The 18,406-nt window shown below is 46.8% G+C and carries 13 protein-coding genes; 6 read left to right on the forward strand and 7 right to left on the reverse strand.

The window, feature by feature from the left end:
• A partial coding sequence (locus NDI35_RS26515) for a calcium-binding protein (protein WP_445315340.1) occupies window positions 1–1,677 on the forward strand: 1,677 nt, incomplete at its 5' end.
• Between the two features lie 159 nt (window positions 1,678–1,836).
• Here NDI35_RS26515 and NDI35_RS26520 read toward each other — a convergent pair.
• Both NDI35_RS26520 and NDI35_RS26525 read right to left on the reverse strand, forming a co-directional pair.
• Entirely contained in the window at window positions 1,837–2,586 is a 750-nt protein-coding gene (locus NDI35_RS26520; protein ID WP_445315341.1) for an amino acid ABC transporter ATP-binding protein, read from the reverse strand.
• Window positions 2,552–4,015, reverse strand: coding sequence for an ABC transporter substrate-binding protein/permease (locus NDI35_RS26525; protein ID WP_445315342.1), 1,464 nt, complete (start codon window positions 4,013–4,015; stop codon window positions 2,552–2,554). The genes NDI35_RS26520 and NDI35_RS26525 overlap by 35 nt, the downstream gene beginning before the upstream one ends.
• 487 nt (window positions 4,016–4,502) lie before the next feature.
• Between NDI35_RS26525 and NDI35_RS26530 the strand changes: the two genes are divergently transcribed.
• From NDI35_RS26530 to NDI35_RS26545, 4 genes are all read left to right on the forward strand, one after another.
• Entirely contained in the window at window positions 4,503–4,754 is a 252-nt protein-coding gene (locus NDI35_RS26530) for a GNAT family N-acetyltransferase (protein WP_445315365.1), read from the forward strand.
• Between the two features lie 181 nt (window positions 4,755–4,935).
• Window positions 4,936–7,686, forward strand: coding sequence for a two-partner secretion domain-containing protein (locus tag NDI35_RS26535; RefSeq protein WP_445315343.1), 2,751 nt, complete (start codon window positions 4,936–4,938; stop codon window positions 7,684–7,686).
• Window positions 7,687–7,799: 113 nt separating this feature from the next.
• Complete coding sequence (locus NDI35_RS26540) at window positions 7,800–7,958, forward strand: hypothetical protein (protein ID WP_445315344.1); 159 nt, start codon at window positions 7,800–7,802, stop codon at window positions 7,956–7,958.
• A 20-nt stretch (window positions 7,959–7,978) separates the two neighbouring features.
• Window positions 7,979–10,885, forward strand: coding sequence for a CHAT domain-containing protein (locus NDI35_RS26545; protein WP_445315345.1), 2,907 nt, complete (start codon window positions 7,979–7,981; stop codon window positions 10,883–10,885).
• 277 nt (window positions 10,886–11,162) lie between these two features.
• Here NDI35_RS26545 and NDI35_RS26550 read toward each other — a convergent pair whose 3' ends face one another.
• Entirely contained in the window at window positions 11,163–11,744 is a 582-nt protein-coding gene (locus tag NDI35_RS26550) for a fasciclin domain-containing protein (RefSeq protein WP_445315346.1), read from the reverse strand.
• Window positions 11,745–11,811: 67 nt separating this feature from the next.
• Here NDI35_RS26550 and NDI35_RS26555 point away from each other — a divergent pair, with 67 nt between their 5' ends.
• Complete coding sequence (locus NDI35_RS26555) at window positions 11,812–14,346, forward strand: CHAT domain-containing protein (RefSeq protein ID WP_445315347.1); 2,535 nt, start codon at window positions 11,812–11,814, stop codon at window positions 14,344–14,346.
• Here the strand turns inward: NDI35_RS26555 and NDI35_RS26560 are convergent.
• From NDI35_RS26560 to csm5, 4 genes are all read right to left on the reverse strand, one after another.
• Complete coding sequence (locus NDI35_RS26560) at window positions 14,343–14,969, reverse strand: hypothetical protein (RefSeq protein ID WP_445315348.1); 627 nt, start codon at window positions 14,967–14,969, stop codon at window positions 14,343–14,345. The genes NDI35_RS26555 and NDI35_RS26560 overlap by 4 nt on opposite strands.
• 127 nt (window positions 14,970–15,096) lie before the next feature.
• Window positions 15,097–16,353 carry a TIGR02221 family CRISPR-associated protein gene (gene csx2, locus NDI35_RS26565; protein WP_445315349.1) on the reverse strand — a complete coding sequence of 419 codons (1,257 nt, stop codon included), beginning with the start codon at window positions 16,351–16,353 and terminating at the stop codon, window positions 15,097–15,099.
• Entirely contained in the window at window positions 16,350–17,132 is a 783-nt protein-coding gene (gene cas6, locus NDI35_RS26570; RefSeq protein WP_445315350.1) for a CRISPR system precrRNA processing endoribonuclease RAMP protein Cas6, read from the reverse strand. The genes csx2 and cas6 overlap by 4 nt, the downstream gene beginning before the upstream one ends.
• Window positions 17,126–18,403: a type III-A CRISPR-associated RAMP protein Csm5 gene (gene csm5, locus NDI35_RS26575; RefSeq protein WP_445315351.1), complete on the reverse strand. Its 1,278-nt coding sequence runs from the start codon at window positions 18,401–18,403 to the stop codon at window positions 17,126–17,128. Before csm5 ends, cas6 begins: the two co-directional genes overlap by 7 nt.
• Between the last annotated feature and the right edge of the window lie 3 nt (window positions 18,404–18,406).

Here is an 18,406-nt window from a genome sequence, read left to right on the forward strand (position 1 = left end):
CCGACTCCTGCGGAAACTCCGACGCCAACTCCTCCGACTCCGACGCCGACTCCTGCGGAAACTCCGACGCCAACTCCACCGACTCCGACGCCGACTCCTGCGGAAACTCCGACGCCAACTCCACCGACTCCGACGCCGACTCCTGCGGAAACTCCGACGCCAACTCCACCGACTCCGACGCCGACTCCTGCGGAAACTCCGACGCCAACTCCACCGACTCCGACGCCGACTCCTGCGGAAACTCCGACGCCAACTCCACCGACTCCGACGCCGACTCCTGCGGAAACTCCGACGCCAACTCCACCGACTCCGACGCCGACTCCTGCGGAAACTCCGACGCCAACTCCACCGACTCCGACGCCGACTCCTGCGGAAACTCCGACGCCAACTCCACCGACTCCGACGCCGACTCCTGCGGAAACTCCGACGCCAACTCCACCAAGTCCGACTCCGACTCCTGCGGAAACTCCGACGCCAACTCCACCAAGTCCGACTCCGACTCCTGCGGAAACTCCGACTCCGACTCCTGCGGAAACTCCGACTCCGACTCCACCAACCCCGACTCCGACGCCAACAGCATCGGAAACTCCGACTCCGACTCCACCGACGCCAACGCCAACACCATCGGAAACTCCGACTCCCACTCCTGCGGAAACTCCGACTCCAACTCCAACTCCGACGCCTGCGGAAACTCCGACCCCAACACCGACCCCAACACCAACTCCGACGCCTGCGGAAACTCCGACCCCAACACCGACCCCAACACCATCAGTACCCGTTGTTACACCAGGAAGTGATACTGATTGCATTTGCAATACTATTGAGTATCCAAAAGTTGATCGCCCCAACCAAGCTGACAACATTATCAACGGCGATGGTAGCGATAAAATTCAGTTTGGCACGTCAGAAAATGATGCTTTTTACGGCAGCCCAAATCCGAATATTTTCGATGCGGATTTAGGCGATGATAACCTCTACGGCGGTGAAGGAAACGACCTCCTTTACGGCAAGCGAGGCAATGACTTTATTGACGGCAACAAGGGAGATGATATCCTTTTTGGCGGCAAAAGTAATGACATCATCCTTGGCAATGAAGGCGAAGATATCATCTTCGGAAATCGCGGCAATGATTCAATAAATGGTAAACAAGACGACGACTTAATTTTTGGCGGTGAAGGTGATGATTTTATAGACGGTGGCAAAGGCAGCGATCTCGCATTTGGAGGCAAGGGAAATGATATAATCTTCGGCAGCGAAGGCGAGGATTCTCTCTACGGCGATTATGGTAATGATACCCTCTGCGGAGGTGCTGGCAATAATTATCTGAGTGGAGGTGCTGGCAATGATTTGCTAGACGGGTGCGAGGGAAATGATACTTTGATTGGTGGCAAAGGTAATGATACTCTGATTGGCGGTTTGGGGGATGATTGTTTAATTGGAGGTGCTGGGAGCGATCGCTTTTTACTGTCTGCAAATTCCGGTATCGATATTATTGCCGATTTTGAAGCTGGAAAAGATTTGCTGATGCTAGCTAATGGCTTGACATTCGAGCAATTAACTCTTACTGAAAATAGCGGTGCAACATTGATTCAGTTTGGGGAAACAGGAGAAATTATAGCTGCTTTAAACGGAGTTTCTGCTAGCATAATAAGCGCCAGCGATTTCAGTTTCATTTAAACAGGCTCACCACTGATGCAGGTCGGCAACAAAGGGTGTCCCGGAACTCGAATTTTTGTGCCGATCGAGCATCTCCAAGATGACGCACCCTACCGCAACTGTCTCTTTCTCCTCTTACTCTGTGTCCTCTGCGGTTAAAAACTCTAATTCTTATATGAATTAAAGCATTTTTTCCAGAAATTGCTTGGCGCGATCGCACTTCGGGTTGCTAAAAAACTCCTGCGGCGGCACATCTTCCGCCACCTTTCCCCCATCCAGAAACAAAATCCGGTGGGCGACTTCCCGCGCAAAACCCATTTCGTGAGTTACAATCGCCATTGTAATGCCCGTTTTCGTCAAAGCTTTCATCACCTCTAACACTTCTTTAACCATTTCTGGATCGAGTGCAGAAGTCGGTTCGTCCATCAACAAAATTTCCGGTTCCATAGCCAAACAGCGGGCGATCGCCACCCGCTGTTTTTGTCCTCCCGAAAGTTTAGAAGGATAAACCTCTGCCTTATCTGACAAACCCACTTTTTCCAGCAATTCTAACCCCTTCCGACGCGCCTCATCCTTAGCAACCTGCTTCACCTTTACAGGGGCATACATCACATTTTGCAGCACAGTCATGTGCGGGAACAAGTGGAAATGCTGAAAAACCATCCCCACTTTCTGGCGGATTTTCAGAATATCTGCCTTCGGCAAAGTAATATCCACTCCGTCAATGTATATGTGTCCCGAAGTCGGAATTTCCAGTAAATTCAAACACCGCAAAAAAGTAGACTTGCCGCACCCCGAAGGGCCGATAATGGCAATCACTTCTCCTTTATGAATCTCAGTAGTTATCTCGCGCAAAACCTTCAGATTGCCAAAAGATTTATACAGGCGATCGACCTTAACTGCTACTTTGGAGTCTGCGTTCGAGTACATTGGCCCCCCAAGTTAAACTAAGCACCATCAAATAATAAATTGCGCCGACAAATATCAAAGGTTCAAAGTAAATATACTTTTCTGCTCCCACAATTGTAGCGCGGCGCAGCAAGTCTTCTACGCCAATTACTGAAACTAAAGCTGAATCCTTCAGCAAAGCAATACTTTCATTCACCAATGCAGGCAAAATATTTTTCAACGCTTGCGGCAAGATAATATCGCCCATCATCAGTTTGTAGGGAACGCCAAGGGATTCTGCGGCTTCTTTTTGACCTTTATCTACGGCTTGAATTCCCGCGCGGATTGTTTCGGAAATATAAGCCCCAGAATTCAGGAAAAAAGTAATCACGCCAGCTTGCAGCGCCGATATATTATAGCCCGTAAGCTGCGGCGTTGCAAAATAAACTAAAGTCAACTGCAAAATTAGCGGCGTTCCTCGAAAAATAGAGGTATAAGCAGTGGCAAACCAGAACAGCGGTTTAATGCTAGAAATCTTAAACAGAGACAGGACGATTCCCCAGATAAATCCGAGAAATGCCGACAGCAAGGTAAAAGTTAGCGTTACCCCAAGCCCGGACAAAATATAAGGCAGACTCGGCAAGATTTTGCCAAAATCTAACCCGAACTTGGGCGCTACCGGAGGCTGAGTTGCTTGAGCAAGTTCTTGCGGAATCGGTCGAGAAAACCACTTAGTAGCTAGTTCCTTAATTTGACCGCTGGCTTTCATTTGCTGGAGGACTCGGTTGAATTCTGGAACTAATCTCGAACCTTTGGGAAAGGCGATCGCCGAACCGCTTTCTTCAGTATTCGGAATTGTGTTAAATTCCAAGTCCGGGTTCGCTGCTGCATAACCCGTAGCAACAGTATCCTCGATCACTCCTGCGGCGATGCGGTTCGATTTAATTTCTTGAATGATGTCAGGAATCCTATTGAGAGCAGCCAGTTGCACACCGGGCATTTTTTTCACAGCTTCCTGCTGAATGCTTCCGAGTTGAACGCCTACTTTTTTCCCGGCTAAATCTTCAGCTTTGGTCAAATTGCTGCCTTTATTGGCGACAATTGTATTTTGAGCTTCGTAGTAAAGGTCAGAAAAAGCAACATTTTTTTTCCTTTCTGCTGTGGGAGTCATTCCAGCCATCACAAAATCGGCTCTTCCCGCCTGCAAAGCGGGAATTAAGCCGTTAAAATCCATGCCAACTACTTTCAGTTCGTAGCCTAATTTTTTAGTAATATATTTGGCAATATCGATGTCAAAACCGATGATTTCGTTGCCGCTAACAGCCGTATCTTTAAATTCATAGGGCGGGTAGTCTGGAGAAGTCGCCAGTGTTAAAGTCTTGTTGGCTTGGGCGTAGCTGGCGATCGCAATTAAGCAAAAGGCGATCGCGATCGCCGCCGCCAGCATTGATTTTAATGTTAAACGTTTCATATCGAACATTGTCCTAAAAAATCCCCTCGCCCAGAAAATATACCACAAATCGGAATCAAGTCACCTTTGTAAAGGAAGATATAGTCCTGGAAGCACGGGTTGCCAGAAACCGGGTTTGATGGACAAACAAACTGCATAATTAGCCTTTAACGAGGGTAAAACACCCGGTTATAAAGGTATTAATGCGCCCAGGGCTAAAGATAGATAATTGTGCCACCAACTTATATCTAAAAAATGTCCGAAAGGCACAATTTTTAACATTTTATAAAGTAAAGCTTATCCGCACAACTCCCATCAATGTTGTACCGTTGTCCAAGTTGCGATCGGTATTTGTAATCATCATCAATTCTAAGCCGCCCAGAACGATCGAATGGGAATAATATCGCGTTCGATTGGCGGCTTGCGATCTTCAATTTTCGAGAGTTCTAAATGTTATGTGCAAGTCATGTAATTAACGCGGGACTTACACATAACATTTATATTTGCTATTGAAGACACAAATGTATGGGTGGCGATCGCCGCTGATTCAACCGTGGGTTTTGTAGCTGTGAAACTAGATTCCGAGTCGCGCATGGGTAAAATCTACATGGTAGCTGTCGATCCAGACTTTCAAGGTAACGGGATTGGCACTACGCAGAAATGGTGGCGGCTCAACGGTTTAACCGACAAAAGCAACAGCCGATATCGACGATTTACGGGACGGTTACTAGCGGTACGGTTTGGCGGTTTCTCAAGCTAGAATAGCAATGCGCGTCCATCGATCTTACCGATTATCCGCTACCTCCGGTCGAGCAAATCTTGGGTTTTCTAGTTTGGATGATGGCCCGAGGGTGAGCTGATATTATACAGAAATATCGACCTGCTGCGGCGTTGATGCGTCAAGGACTGGAGGCGATCGCCAAACAACTATTTTAACCGTCATGAAATCAATTTTATTTCTGAGTGCATTAATCTTTGCCGAACTAGCAAATCTTTGCTGTTCGACTCCAGCCACAGCGCAGCTCGTTCCCGACACGACTTTAGGGGCCGAAAATTCTCTGGTTGCGCCGAATGTCGGGATTAAAGGAATTCCGGGCGATCGCGCAGAGGGGGGCGCGGTGCGCGGTGCTAATTTATTCCACAGTTTTCGAGAATTTAACGTCAGCGAAGGCAGGGCAGTTTATTTTGCCAATCCGGCGGGTGTGGAAAATATTTTGACTAGGGTAACTGGCGGCAATCCTTCTAATATTTTGGGAACGATCGGCGTTTTGGGAAATGCCAATTTATTTTTGCTCAATCCCAACGGTATTGTCTTCGGGCCGAAGGCGCGTTTGGATGTCGGGGGTGCTTTTTATGCCTCAACTGCGAGCAGTTTGGTATTTAGAGGCGGATTGAATTTCAGTGCAGCTAATCCGCAAACTGCGCCGCTGTTAACTGTGAATATTCCTGTAGGTTTGCAGTTTCGGGGAACGGAAAAAGGAATTCTGAATGCAGGCGGCAAACTTGAGGTACAAAATGGCAGAATTTTGGCTTTAGTGGGGGGGCAAAATACCGCACCGGGAACGGCAGGAGTGACGGTTTCAGCGGCAGGAAGTTTGACTGCTGCTGATGGCAGAATTGAATTGGGAGGGTTGGCGGCGGCGGGAATTGTGGAATTGAGCGCTAACGGCTTGATTTTTCCCGATCGCGCGGCGCGCGCTGACGTATCCCTGAACAACCGCGCCAGCCTGAACGTGTCAGCTAGCGGCAGAGGCAGCATTGCGATCGCCGCTCGAAATTTAGACATTGCTTCGCAGAGCTCTCTGAATGCGGGCGTGCTCGCGGGTTTCAATTTGGGGGGCGCTGTGCCCGGAAGCATCAGCATCAACGCTTCGGATGCGGTGGCGATCGCGAACAGCCGCGTCGAAACCGATGTTAAAAGCGGAGGTGTCGGCGATGCCGGGCCGATCGAAGTGAGGGCGGGTTCTCTGTTTGTCAGAGACGGTGCGGTGCTGCTGAGCGGCGTTCGGAAAGCCGACGCTCAAAACCCCGCCGGTCAAGGAAAAGGGGGCAATATAGCTGTGGAAGTGCGCGATCGCGTTTCCCTGACTGGGAGCGATACTGCGATCGTCGCCAACATCGGCAACGGCGTTGTCGGCAGGAGCGGTAAAATTAGAATTACTGCTAGCAGGGGCTCAATTTCCCTCGCTGACGGCGCTAAGCTGCGGACGGGTACGTCGGGACAGGGAAATGCCGGTCAAATTACCCTGCGTGCGGGAGATGCAGTTTCCCTGACTGGCGGCAGCCGGATCGAAGCGGAAGTTGACAGCGGTGCTGTGGGGAACGGCGGCGATGTCAGCATTGTGGCGCGATCGCTCTCCCTGACAAACGGCGCGGCGCTGGTAACGCGCGCTAGCAAAGCAGAAGCCGAAAAGCCGGCCTCCCGGGGAAATGCGGGAAATGCGATTGTTAACGTGCGCGAAGGGGTGACGCTTGATCGCGGTTTTATTGTCACCGCGGTGGGAGATGAAGTGCTCGGAAAAAGCGGCGAAATTGTCATAAACGCGCGATCGCTGGCGCTCAGCAACGGTTCTCGCCTGGAAACTGCGACTTCTGGGGGGAATCCGGCTAATCGGTCGATCGCGGGCAATACTGACATCAGCGTGCGCGATCGCGTGGTGATTGCCGGCAGCAACAGCGCCAATCCCAGCGAGCGATCGGGCATTTTTGCCACTGTTACCGAGCGGGCGCAAGGCGGTTTTGGCGGCAATATCAAGATCGCAGCCCGATCTGTTACTGTCAGAAACGGCGCCCAAATAACGGCAAGCAGCCAGACTTTTCAACCGCTGCAAACAGCGGAAAATTTGCGGAACAATGCAGGCAGCATCAACATTAAAGCCGGCAACATCCGTTTAGAAACAGGCAGCATTGAAGCCAACACGCAAGCCGGGAAACGAGCGGAAATACAATTAGATTCATCGGGATTGCAATTGCTGAGAAATAGCGCGATCGCTACTAATGCCGACAATACCAACGGCGGGAATATTAATCTCAGACTCAGTACATTAGTTGGATTAGGAAATAGCGACATTACAGCCAACGCCCGAAATGGAGGAGGGGGAGTAATATCGATTTCTTCTCAAGCAATTTTTGGGTCAAAATCGCAGACAAGACAGCAAGTAGAATCTCGATTGACAGGCGAGCAAATTCTCGATACAGAGTTCAGCCAGAGATTTTTGCCGACCAGCGATATCGTAGCAATTTCTCAAACAGACCCCACCCTTAGCGGCACGGTAACAATCGTAACTCCTGATATTGACCCCGCATCTGGGTTAGTCGAATTGCCGGAAAACGTTGTCGATCCGGCGGCATTGATCGGGCAGAATCCCTGCGAAAGAGGGCGGGAAAGCGAATTCACAATTACCGGGCGCGGCGGCTTGCCTGCGAATCCCGGCGAAGCGTTAAATAGCGACAGCGTGCGAGTTAATTTAGTCGATCCCGCAGCACCGGCAAATTCGGGAAATACACTGCAAACGCAGCCGCTATCAAATATTGAGGGAGGGAATGGGGAAACTGCGCCGATAATTGTGGCTGCTAATGGGTGGATTCAAAACGAACGGGGGGAAGTAATTTTAGTTGGCTATAACCCTGCAGGTACGGGAACAAATCATCGAGTTCAAAATCGGGCTGCTTGTGGGCCGCATCTGCGTTGATTTACCGGAGTACAATGTGATCTTTCAACCGCAGATATCAGCCGGTTAACACAAATTAACGCTGATAGAGTTCGATCTGTTATGATGGAGCAACTAATAATCTCCGCGCTTTTGTGTTGGCCGAAGGTGGCATCGCCTGCGCTGGTATGATGCTAATGGTAATTGGATTGCCACGACTGCCGAAGGAGCCGGCGCAGCAAGCCGAACAGCAGCGCTGTTCGGGCAGAAGGTTTAGCCGAAAGATTGAGGGCGATGGGGCTCGATCGAGATGAACTTTAGCTGAGAACCGTAAATGGCACGCAAACAGATGAGAAAAATTCAAAAAATACTCGATATTTTGGCGGGTATCGCTCTATTTGCAGCCATCAAAAGACTGTACGGCAGGCACTGGTCGATCGCGCTTGCTGTATTATTTATCATCTCCACAGCAGTGCCGCCCATCCTCTCGGCAACAGCTCAAATCCCAATTATTCAAGCTCAACAAAATACCCCGCAGTTAGTACAGCAAGCTAAAGATTTTTACCGACAGAGACAGTTCGAGAGCGCTGCGAATATCTGGCAGCAAGCCGCCGCTGCATTTGCCGCCAAAAGCGACAGTTTAAATCAAGCAATGGCACTCAGCAATCTGTCGCTCACCTACCAGCAACTCGGAGAGTGGCAGCAGGCAAAAACTGCGATAGACCAAAGCATCAATCTCCTGCAAAAATTAGCAAATAGCTCGGAAAAACAGCGAATTTTTGCCCAAAGCCTCGACATTCAAGGGCGGCTGCAAAGAGCCAGCGGCGACTCAGAAACTGCGATCGAAACTTGGCAAAAAGCCGCCGAAATTTATACTCAAATCGAGAACAAAGACGCTGCAATTCAAAATCTGATAAATCAATCCCAAGCCCTGCAAGATTTGGGTCTTTACCCCAGAGCTTGCAAAACTTTACTAAATGCTTTCGCTCTGGATATCCAAGACTGTAAAAGTTTAACCGAGTTACCGCCAGAAAGCGCAAGCAAAAAGTTAGAAATTATCGCAAACCGACCCGATTCGCTGCTGAAATTTGATGCAATGTACGGTCTCGGCGAAATTCTGCGAGTTATCGGCAATTTGCAGCTATCTCAAAATATTTTAGAATCGAGTTTAACGGTGGCGCGGAATTTGCGATCGCCCTTAGAGGAAAGTACAGCAATGCTCGGTTTGGGGAATACAGCCAGAGCATTTGTCGAAAGGCAAATCTTGCTGCCTCCCCAAGACCAAGATACCACCATACTTATCTTAAAAACTCAAGAGGCTTTAAACTTTTACCGCGAAGCCGCACAGCTATCTCCATCTCCAACAGCCCAACTTCAAGCCCAACTAAATCAGCTCAGTTTGCTGTTAGAAAGCCAGCCGTGGATAGGAGACGGCGAATTAACAAAAGCTGGGGATTTGTGGCCGTCCATTCAAGCAAAAATCAATAACTTGCCCGCCAGCAGAGGCGGAATTTACGCTCAAATTAACTTAGCTCAAAATTATATCAAACTGAGCAAAAGAGGGGCAACCGCAGCAAGATTGCCTTTACAATTGCCAACAGCTAGCGAGATTAATAAAATCTTGACAAAAGCAGCAGACCAAGCTAGAACATTGGGGGATAAAAAAGCAGAAGCTTATGCAGTTGGCAGTTTGGGTACTCTGTACGAAAGCTCGAAACTGTGGAAACTGGCAGAAAATTTGACATATCGATCTTTAAGCTTAGTTTCATCCTCCAAAGCAGCCGACGTTACCTATCAATATTTCTGGCAGTTGGGACGCATCCACAAAGCGCAAGCAGATATTGAGAAAAGCTTGGGAAATACCGACCAAGCCGAAAAGTATATTGAAACAGCAGTTGCAGCTTATACCAATGCGTTTGAAAATTTGCGATCGCTCCGCAGCGACTTGGTAGCGCTCAATCCCGAAGTGCAATTTTCCTTCCGCGACAGCGTAGAACCAGTTTACCGCCAATTAGTAGCGCTGAACTTGCAAGTCGCCAAATCTCTGATTGGTAAAGGCAAAATTGATGACAGCCAAAAATCTCTCAAACAAGCTCGAGATGTCATAGAATCCCTGCAAATAGCGGAACTCAACAACTTCTTTCAAGATGCCTGCATTGATGTCAAAACCCAACAAATCGATCAAGTCGATCGCACCGCAGCAATTATCTATCCAATTATCCTCGAACAGCAGCTAGAAGTAATAGTTCGTTTGCCCGGTGGCAAATTGCTTTTGTACACTCCCACTAACCCGGATAATAACAGTCAGGCTGTCACTCAACAAGAACTAGAAAATACTTTAATAGAATTGCGATCGGGCGAAAAAAACGCTTCTCTTCAATCCACAGCCAGCCGCAATAACTTTTTGCCTTTAACTCAAAAAGTCTATAATTGGTTGATCCGCCCTATCGAAACAGGACTGCAAGAAAGCCAAGCCAAAATATTAGTTTTTGTCCTCGACGGCGAATTGCGAAATATCCCGATGGCAGTGCTCCACGACGGCAGTCAATATTTAGTAGAAAAATATGCGATCGCTCTCACGCCCGGTTTGCAACTGCTAAACCCGCAACCTCTCTCGCAAGCGCAGTTAAGAGCCTTAATTGCCGGCGCCGCTAATGCCCCCAGCTTTCAAGCAAACAATCTCAATCCGCTGCCCGGTGTCGAAAGAGAATTGAACGATATTGCCGAAACACTGCCGAATAATGACAAGCGCGAAAATGAGAATTTTACCAAAGCTAACCTGCAAGCTACTATCAATCGAGTGCCTTTTCCTGTAGTTCACATCGCCACCCACGGACAGTTTAGTTCCAACGCTGAAAGAACATTTATTCTCGACTGGAACGGACAGATAAATGTTAAAGATTTAGATGGATTGCTGCGGGTAACAGATCGAAAAAGACCGATCGAACTGCTTGTTTTAAGCGCTTGCGAAACCGTAGCCGGAGACAGCAGGGCCGCTTTGGGATTGGCCGGAGTTGCGGTGCGCGCGGGCGCTCGCAGCACCCTAGCGACGCTGTGGCAAGTTAGCGATGAAAGCACGGCTGTGTTTATGAGCGAATTCTACAGCGAATTAGCTAAATCTCAAGGGCAGGTTAACAAAGCTGAAGCGCTGCGCCGAGCTCAAGTCAAGCTTTTAAAAGATAGCAAATACCAGCATCCATATTTCTGGGCGCCTTATGTTTTAGTGGGAAATTGGAAGTAGCAGCAAACAGTTGATAGTTGACAGTTGATAGTTGATTATTGGCAATTGTTAACGCAGTTTTTTCATCGTTCTGAGGGTTGGTCGATCGTTCCGATAGTCCGACAGGGGTTTTCAACCGCGGTCTCACAGCTAAAGTCCTCTAAAAGAAAACTAAAATTTATCGGAAGTGCGATCGTAATTAACAGTCGGTATCAACCAACTTAAGCTATGAGGCAGGGGTTTAAACCCCTGCCGAACTGTCGGACTACCGAAATGCCCGATCGCATCAAAGTCAGTTTCATAAATCCGGGGGTAAAAGTAAATTATCTACCCGCACAATTACCCCATTTTTAGCCTCAATAGACGGTTGAACTCCTTTAACATTATCATTCATAATCACTCCATCAGGTGCGACGCGAATTTTCACCGTGCCGCCTTCAACTGTTTTAATTTCCCCTTTATTCACATCTTCAGCAGTGACACTGCCAGCAATTAAATGATATTTCAAAACTCTCGCTAATTTCTCCTTGTTTTGCGGCTGGAGTAGCTGATTGTAAACAGCGGCATTTTTACGAAAAGCTTGATTGGTAGGAGCGAAAATTGTTAAAGGACGACCTTCTTGTCGGAGTAGATCCGTCAAACCAGCAACAGCCAACACAGAAGCAAGAGTTTGGAATTCGCTTTCTCTCTTGAGAGTATCTGCAATGTTGCCGCCCGATCGCTGGGGGGAGTCAAGTACGGAAGAGGGCTGAAAAGTGCTCTGGGATTCGCGGTTAGATTGCGCTAAGACGGGTAAAATCAAGAGACTGCTGAGGCCAAAAATTCCCGCTAGCACCGCCGCCCGATCGCGCCATCCTTGAGAATTGTAAAATTTGCTCATAATTTATAAGTGAATTTACAGAAATAACCTACACTCATTATTATAATCCTAAGAATAGAAGCTGCTTGTGGCGATCGACTGCCAAACATTTTATACCCGATGCCTATTTTTAGCGACTGCAACGCTGCTGCTGTGGGCGTCTCCATCTGGGCAGATATTTTTCTGTCCTCAAATCTCTCTGGCACAAACCCCAACAGTTCGGGAAACCAACAAATCGAAAGCAGAACAGCTTTATCAAGCAGCTACCGAGCAATTAAATAAAGGTCAACTCCGCACAGCTTTGAAAACATTCGAGCAGGTTTTGGCAACTCTCAGGGAAATGAGCGCTCCGCAAGCAGAAGCAGCAACGCTAAACCAAATTGGTTTGGTTTACAACAATCTAGGCGAGTCGCAAAAAGCGCTCAATTACTATCAGCAAGCCCTGACCATTTTTCAACAGCACAAAGCTCGGAAAGAGCAAGGCACAACCCTGACAAACATAGCAGCAGTTTACCGCAATCTCGGTCAGTATCAAAAAGCTTTGGAATTTTACCAGCAAGCTTTGGCACTCCGCCGCGCAGTCCAAGATGCGCTCGGTGAAGCGATCACTCTCAATAACATGGCGGCCGTTTACGACAATCTCGGTCAGTATAAAAAATCTCTGGAATTTTACCAGCAAGCTTTGGCAATTTTTGATAAAGTAAAGGACGCTAGAGGTAAAGGAACTACTCTCAATAATATTGGCTTGAATTACAGCAATCAAGGTGCATATACCGAAGCTTTATCTTACTACAAACAAGCGTTGGAGATTTTGGAAGCAGCGGGCGATCGCATGGGAGTAGGTCGAATTTTAACTAATATCGGTTTTGCTTACAGCAATCTCGCTGAATATCAAAAAGCTTTGGCATCTTTAGAACAAGCTTTGGCAATTCGGCGGGAAATCGGCGATCGCCCCGGAGAAGCTGTCACCCTCGATCGCATGGGAACTGTTCACCGCCAGCAAAAGTCCGATCGAACAGCGCTGCAATTCTACCAGCAAGCTTTAACCATTTTTCGGGAAGTAAATAACAGCCCAGGTGTCGGCTATACTCTCAGCAATATCGGCGCAACTTTGTTAAAAAGCGACCGCTTTGAGGAGGCAACAAAGAAATTAATGACCGCAGTGGAAGTTTGGGAATCCCTGCGGCCGGGATTGACTGACGAAAATAAAGTATCGCTGTTTGAAAAACAAGCTGAAACTTACAGTTTTTTGCAACAAGCTTTGATTGCTCAAAACCAAATAGAAGCCGCTTTAGAAATTGCGGAAAGAGGCAGGGCGCGAGCATTTGCCGAGCTGTTGGCTTCTCGCCTGGGAACTGAGAATTCCGAACAATTAGCTCTGCCAAAACCGCCAAATTTAGCGCAAATTAAACGGATAGCTGCGGAGCAAAAAGCGACATTAATTGAATATTCAATTGTTGATGAAAAACTTTATGTATGGGCGATAGCCCCAAGCGGCGATATTGCTTTCCGCCAAATTGATACCAGCAATTTAGATATTTCCCTGGCTGATGTGGCGAGGAATACGCTAGTAGCTGCTGCTACGGGCAGAACTCGCGGTTCTGCACCGGATGCCCGCGCCGCAGAAAGTGCAAATAATTCGGCAGCGGTTTCAACTCGAAGACTCAACCGCCGCCTGCATCAAACATACAAATTATTGATAGAACCCCTCGCCAATATTTTGCCAAAAAATGAGGGCGACCGGGTAATTTTCATCCCCCAAGGCGTGCTGTTTTTAATTCCATTTGCAGCTTTACAAGATGCAGCGGGAAATTATATAATAGAAAAACATACTGTCTCAATTGCACCTTCAATTCAAGTATTGGGTTTAACTCGCCAGCACCGGCAGCGGCTGCGATCGCACCCGAGTTCGCAGTTATTGGTAGTCGGAAATCCGACAATGCCCAGCATTCGATCGATCCCGGATGAGGCGCCGACACCTTTGAGTCCTTTGCCCGGGGCCGAACAGGAAGCGATCGCAATTGCGAGAATACTCCAAACGCAAGCTATTGTCGGCAAGGATGCTACAGAAAGGGCGATCGTGCAGAAGATGCCGCAAGCGAGAATCATTCATCTAGCGACTCACGGATTGCTCAACGAATTGCAAGATATGGATTTGGGAGTACCGGGTGCGATCGCGCTTGCACCCGATCGCACCCCCCCAACCGGGGCAACAACAGCGGGATTGCCCCTACATCAAGGGGGGGCTATGACTTCAACTACCGCCGATTCAGGGGGGGGGGCAGGTGACGGTTTGCTGACTTCTGGGGAGATTCTCCACCTGAAGCTGAACGCGGAATTGGTGGTACTGAGCGCTTGCAATACCGGTAGGGGAACGATTTCGGGAGATGGAGTGCTGGGATTGTCGCGATCGTTTATTGCTGCGGGAGTTTCCAGTATTGTAGTATCGCTGTGGTTTGTGCCCGACGCACCGACAGCGGATTTGATGACAGAATTTTACCGTCAATTGCAGCAGAATTCCGATAAAGCGGCAGCGCTGCGGCAGGCAATGTTAGTGACGATGCGACAGCACCCTCAACCGAGCAATTGGGCGGCTTTTACCTTGATTGGGGAAGCGGATTAATTGCGATCGGCAATTTCAGCATCCAGCAGCCATTCGCACTGTTGAAACACGTAATTGATCGCGGCAAAAAGCCGATCTAATTCTTGAATTGTATAAAACATTTGATTGCGAGTAAAAACATTAGATTTGAGTTTGCCTAACTGCCAGACTCCCCCATTTGATACAATTCCAAAAACATCTTGCTCTGAGTTTTGATTCAGTGGCTGTGCCGCAATCATTTCCGCCAAACACTGCGCCCATCCATTTTCAAAGTTATCTTGTTTCGCTTCCACTAACAGAAAGTAAGGTTGTTCAAAAACCACTTTTCCTAATGAAGAACGTTTAGCCAAAATATATTCAGGAAATCCAGAAAGATATTGATCGTAGGTGAGAGATTGATGGCTCCACAAAACAAACCCGCTATAATAGCGCTTCCAAACTTCTTTGAGCACTGGATAAATCAAATTTTCACAAATTGCAAATTCAGAATTATCAACCACTCCTTCTCGCATTGTAAATTCTAAATCTTCTCGAAAATAGTCAGAGACATGAAACTCTGTTTCTACTATAAAATTAGATTCGGTGTAGGTAATCTGAAATTCTTTGAGGACTGAACTGATGGTTTTACAAGCACTGAAGGGCATAATCGCTTACCAGATTTAGGTTGCGTATTTTAGTGAGCTGATTTTAGCATGAGCAAAAGGCGATTGCGCTTCAGGGGATGGGGGAGTTGGAGTGTGCGATCGGCAAAAATAATATTTACCTCACAGTTTATTTTTGTGGCAGTAAGCTTTCTCCAAGCTTTTTCAGTCGAGGATAGAGTGATGAAGCCTTCTTTTTAAGCTTGGCTGCCGCTTGAGGTTTCAGATTCATGCCAACATGAGCAATATCATTACGCAATTCAGTCATTTTACTCCAAACACTAGCAAGTTCACCTGCTTCTGACAAAGCTGCAAACTTTTCATTGCAACGGCTATCAAGAGGAGGACGAGGATGAGGTTTATTCATTTCAACTGCATTATTGAGAGCAGCTTCTACAAAGTTACGACCGTTTTTCTCATCGAACATGGGTTCCTCAAATCGCAGGGCTAAGATAGAAACCAACCACTCACGTGCTAAAGTAACTGCTTGTACCAATTGATTTCGGTCAATGTACCATTTAATCATCTGAAATTGTAGTCGCAGATTCTCGCTTAATGCTGCTTCATCTTTAGGATTGGGGAGAGCAAATTGCCCATACTCTTGAACCACTTTTTCTGATAGTAAGGAAAATGGTTTAGCTCGTTCAGCAAAACTTGTAGTAGCTTGACGAAGAATTTCTTCTAGCTTAGTTGCAGATTCCATTGTTTCAATCGGTCGTGTAAGGCTCAAAGCAAGTGATATATCTTCAATAGCTTTGGCAGATTGTTTAAGCTGATCTCTTAGAGGTCTAGTATTTGGATAGTTTTTCAACTCTTCATTGGATGGAATAGCACCTTCAAGTAAACTAGCAAGCGGTTGCCCGTCTCCTATTTCGACAAATTGAGTCGTGGCTGTAATCCAATCTATCATGGATACAAACTCTGATAAATCAATCACTGGTGCAGGTATGCCCTCGTTTTTGTTACCTAACTCTAATGCGCCGTAATAAATAGCTTCGATCGTAACCTTTTTAGCAGCTTTCAAATAAGCCGCAAATAAAAACACCAGAAATGGTAATGAACGCAGTCCGTGAGTAATATCAAAAATTACGCCATCGCCTTCATCAACATATTTAGTGATGGTTTGAAAAGTTTCCCACATTTCCTCGGTAGTTCTTCCCGTGGGGATATCAATTGCCTGAATGCGCGGATCTTGCAATGCTTCCAGTACAGGCCAAGTATTTGTTTTGGCTTTTTCTGTTACACACACCAACATGGTGTCGTATTTGCAAAACAGGCGTAATGCTTCCGCAAAAACTCCACCAATATAACAATTTTTATTGTAGCTATATGTGGTTTGCATGGCGCCTCGATCGCCTAAAAATGTAATGATTTTAGTTTTGCTCATTGATGGTTTCCTCTTGGATATAAATTAATAGTTGTCTGACCCATTCCGAGACGGGTTTTAATTCCCGTACCTGAATACTGACTGTATTGAGTCAGTAGATTCGCTACATTAGCTAGCAAGGAATCAGTGCGGTAAGGAATTTGCAGCGTTACTTGACCAACAAACCCGTTTACATATCCTCTCGGCAACTGGTGCGATCGCGTTTGAATCTTGTGGTGTTTTAATAAAACAGCCTGACTCAAATAAGCGATTAATTCATCACTCCCCAAATAAACAGGAGCAAAGTGATTCCACCTTTCTAACCAACTGCGAAACATCTGATTGGGAACGGGTAAAGCTAAGTGTGCCGAACCTTGTGCGAAAGCAGTCGGAGTTGTAAATTTAAGGTCGAAGCGGCGGACGGGTTCGGGTTCATTGGCTACAAGTTCTGTGTAAAGTTGTTCGTAGCTGGTGATTTCATCTTGTCGATTAATTATATCAAATTTAGCACCTAGAAATTCGAGAGATGGTGAGAGATTCAGGGAGGCGAGCGCTTTTGCAGCATTTTCCTGCAAACCAGACAAAGACAAGGTATAAAACTCATCTGGTGTAAACGTCTGAAAATCTTTTGAAACTTGGTAGAAACCCTGAATTCCTGAAAAACTTACAGAAGGTACAGCCTCACTCCCGACTTCTAAGTCTAATCGGCGATGCAACTCCTTCACCAATTCTAAATGGTAAGCGCGCGGCAAAAGAGCGGGTTCGGATACAGTTAATGTCCAGGTAGAACGAATTAGCATGGCTTAAACTTTACCCATCCAGGTACATATTTGATATCGCCCTTATGATCTACAACAGTCCGCCGCGATTTTGGTGCTTCAAAACCCGGTGCTTTGATTCCGCAAGTATCGCGAATTTCTGCTGTCAGGCGATCGTCTAAACACAGAGCAATTGTTGTTCCCAACATTCCGCTTGCCCAACCAACCCTTAAGCTATAAGGGCACTCAGTGGGTTCGTATAGTTCCTGAATATAGCTAAAATTTAAGTCTTTACCTTGAGATAGATTAGTTTGGATATCCTCCCAATAATCGTGTTCAGCATCCCATTGCTCTTGAGCGAACTCTTGACAAATTTTTAGGAGTTCATCCAGATTTTTAAAGGGTATTTGCATCCCTTGGTTGTGGGTGAACCATTGCAGCATTTCCGTATCCAGACTGATGGTAAATTCAGTCTGCACGTTGCGAACCATTTCCGCATAAATCGGAGCGTGATATTTAGCTTTATAATCTCGAAAGTGACTGGAGACAACTACCTCAGCAACTATAGGTAAGTTAAAAACTACCTTCTTTCCCTGCTTAGGGTGTTTTTCCAAAGGCTGAGAATCGCTGACTTTTATGGCTCGCATGAAGTCCGTGTTAGGCCCAATTTTGCTTTTGACCGATCGCCCTTGATATGATAGCTCAAAATCAGTGAATAAACTATCCATGAATAGTTCATCATCTAAAAATTTTTGTTTGTGTTTATTTGCGACTTCCCCTCTACCAAGTTTTTCTCGTAATTTGATTTCTATGACACTAAGGCTGGCAGATTCTGGGAGTTGATATTTGTTTTCATGTTTGAGAAGGTGGTAGGCGATCGCAGTTCTAATTGCCCCCTTAATCGACGAACCGGGAATATACAATTGTCCCATGCCGTTGCGAATCATCGGACGCAAATCTGTCACCGGATTTTCAGTCCATTTATGACTGACGGCAATTTCAGGAAAAATGCGATCGCCATCTTCACCTGTAGCATTCCACCATTGATCGCCCAAAACATCTTCAAGCAATTTAGTAATATTTTTGGACTCTTCAATAGTACGAATATAATCGTCCAATCGACCCCCTTGATACAGCACTTTTGCTAAAGCTTCCCGATCTGGGAGATAAACCCTTTTAGATGTCTGGACATATTCAAAAGGATTCAAGCGCGAGACTTCTGAGCCGATATGTAAAAGAGGACTTGTTAGCTGAATCCGCTTTGATTCGGAAGCTTCAGGTTTTTTGATGGCAAGGTGAGAAGTAGCAGTCATGAT

It is taken from the genome of Microcoleus vaginatus FACHB-2002, assembly GCF_040004035.1.
GTDB classification, from domain to species: Bacteria; Cyanobacteriota; Cyanobacteriia; order Cyanobacteriales; family Microcoleaceae; genus Microcoleus; species Microcoleus vaginatus_C.

Bases quoted from the DNA above. Each gene is read 5' to 3' on its own strand.
- NDI35_RS26520 (WP_445315341.1), bottom strand. From the start codon at position 2,586: ATGTACTCGAACGCAGACTCCAAAGTAGCAGTTAAGGTCGATCGCCTG.
- NDI35_RS26525 (WP_445315342.1), bottom strand. From the start codon at position 4,015: ATGAAACGTTTAACATTAAAATCAATGCTGGCGGCGGCGATCGCGATC.
- NDI35_RS26535 (WP_445315343.1), top strand. From the start codon at position 4,936: ATGAAATCAATTTTATTTCTGAGTGCATTAATCTTTGCCGAACTAGCA.
- NDI35_RS26545 (WP_445315345.1), top strand. From the start codon at position 7,979: ATGGCACGCAAACAGATGAGAAAAATTCAAAAAATACTCGATATTTTG.
- NDI35_RS26550 (WP_445315346.1), bottom strand. From the start codon at position 11,744: ATGAGCAAATTTTACAATTCTCAAGGATGGCGCGATCGGGCGGCGGTG.
- NDI35_RS26560 (WP_445315348.1), bottom strand. From the start codon at position 14,969: ATGCCCTTCAGTGCTTGTAAAACCATCAGTTCAGTCCTCAAAGAATTT.
- csx2 (WP_445315349.1), bottom strand. From the start codon at position 16,353: ATGAGCAAAACTAAAATCATTACATTTTTAGGCGATCGAGGCGCCATG.
- cas6 (WP_445315350.1), bottom strand. From the start codon at position 17,132: ATGCTAATTCGTTCTACCTGGACATTAACTGTATCCGAACCCGCTCTT.
- csm5 (WP_445315351.1), bottom strand. From the start codon at position 18,403: ATGACTGCTACTTCTCACCTTGCCATCAAAAAACCTGAAGCTTCCGAA.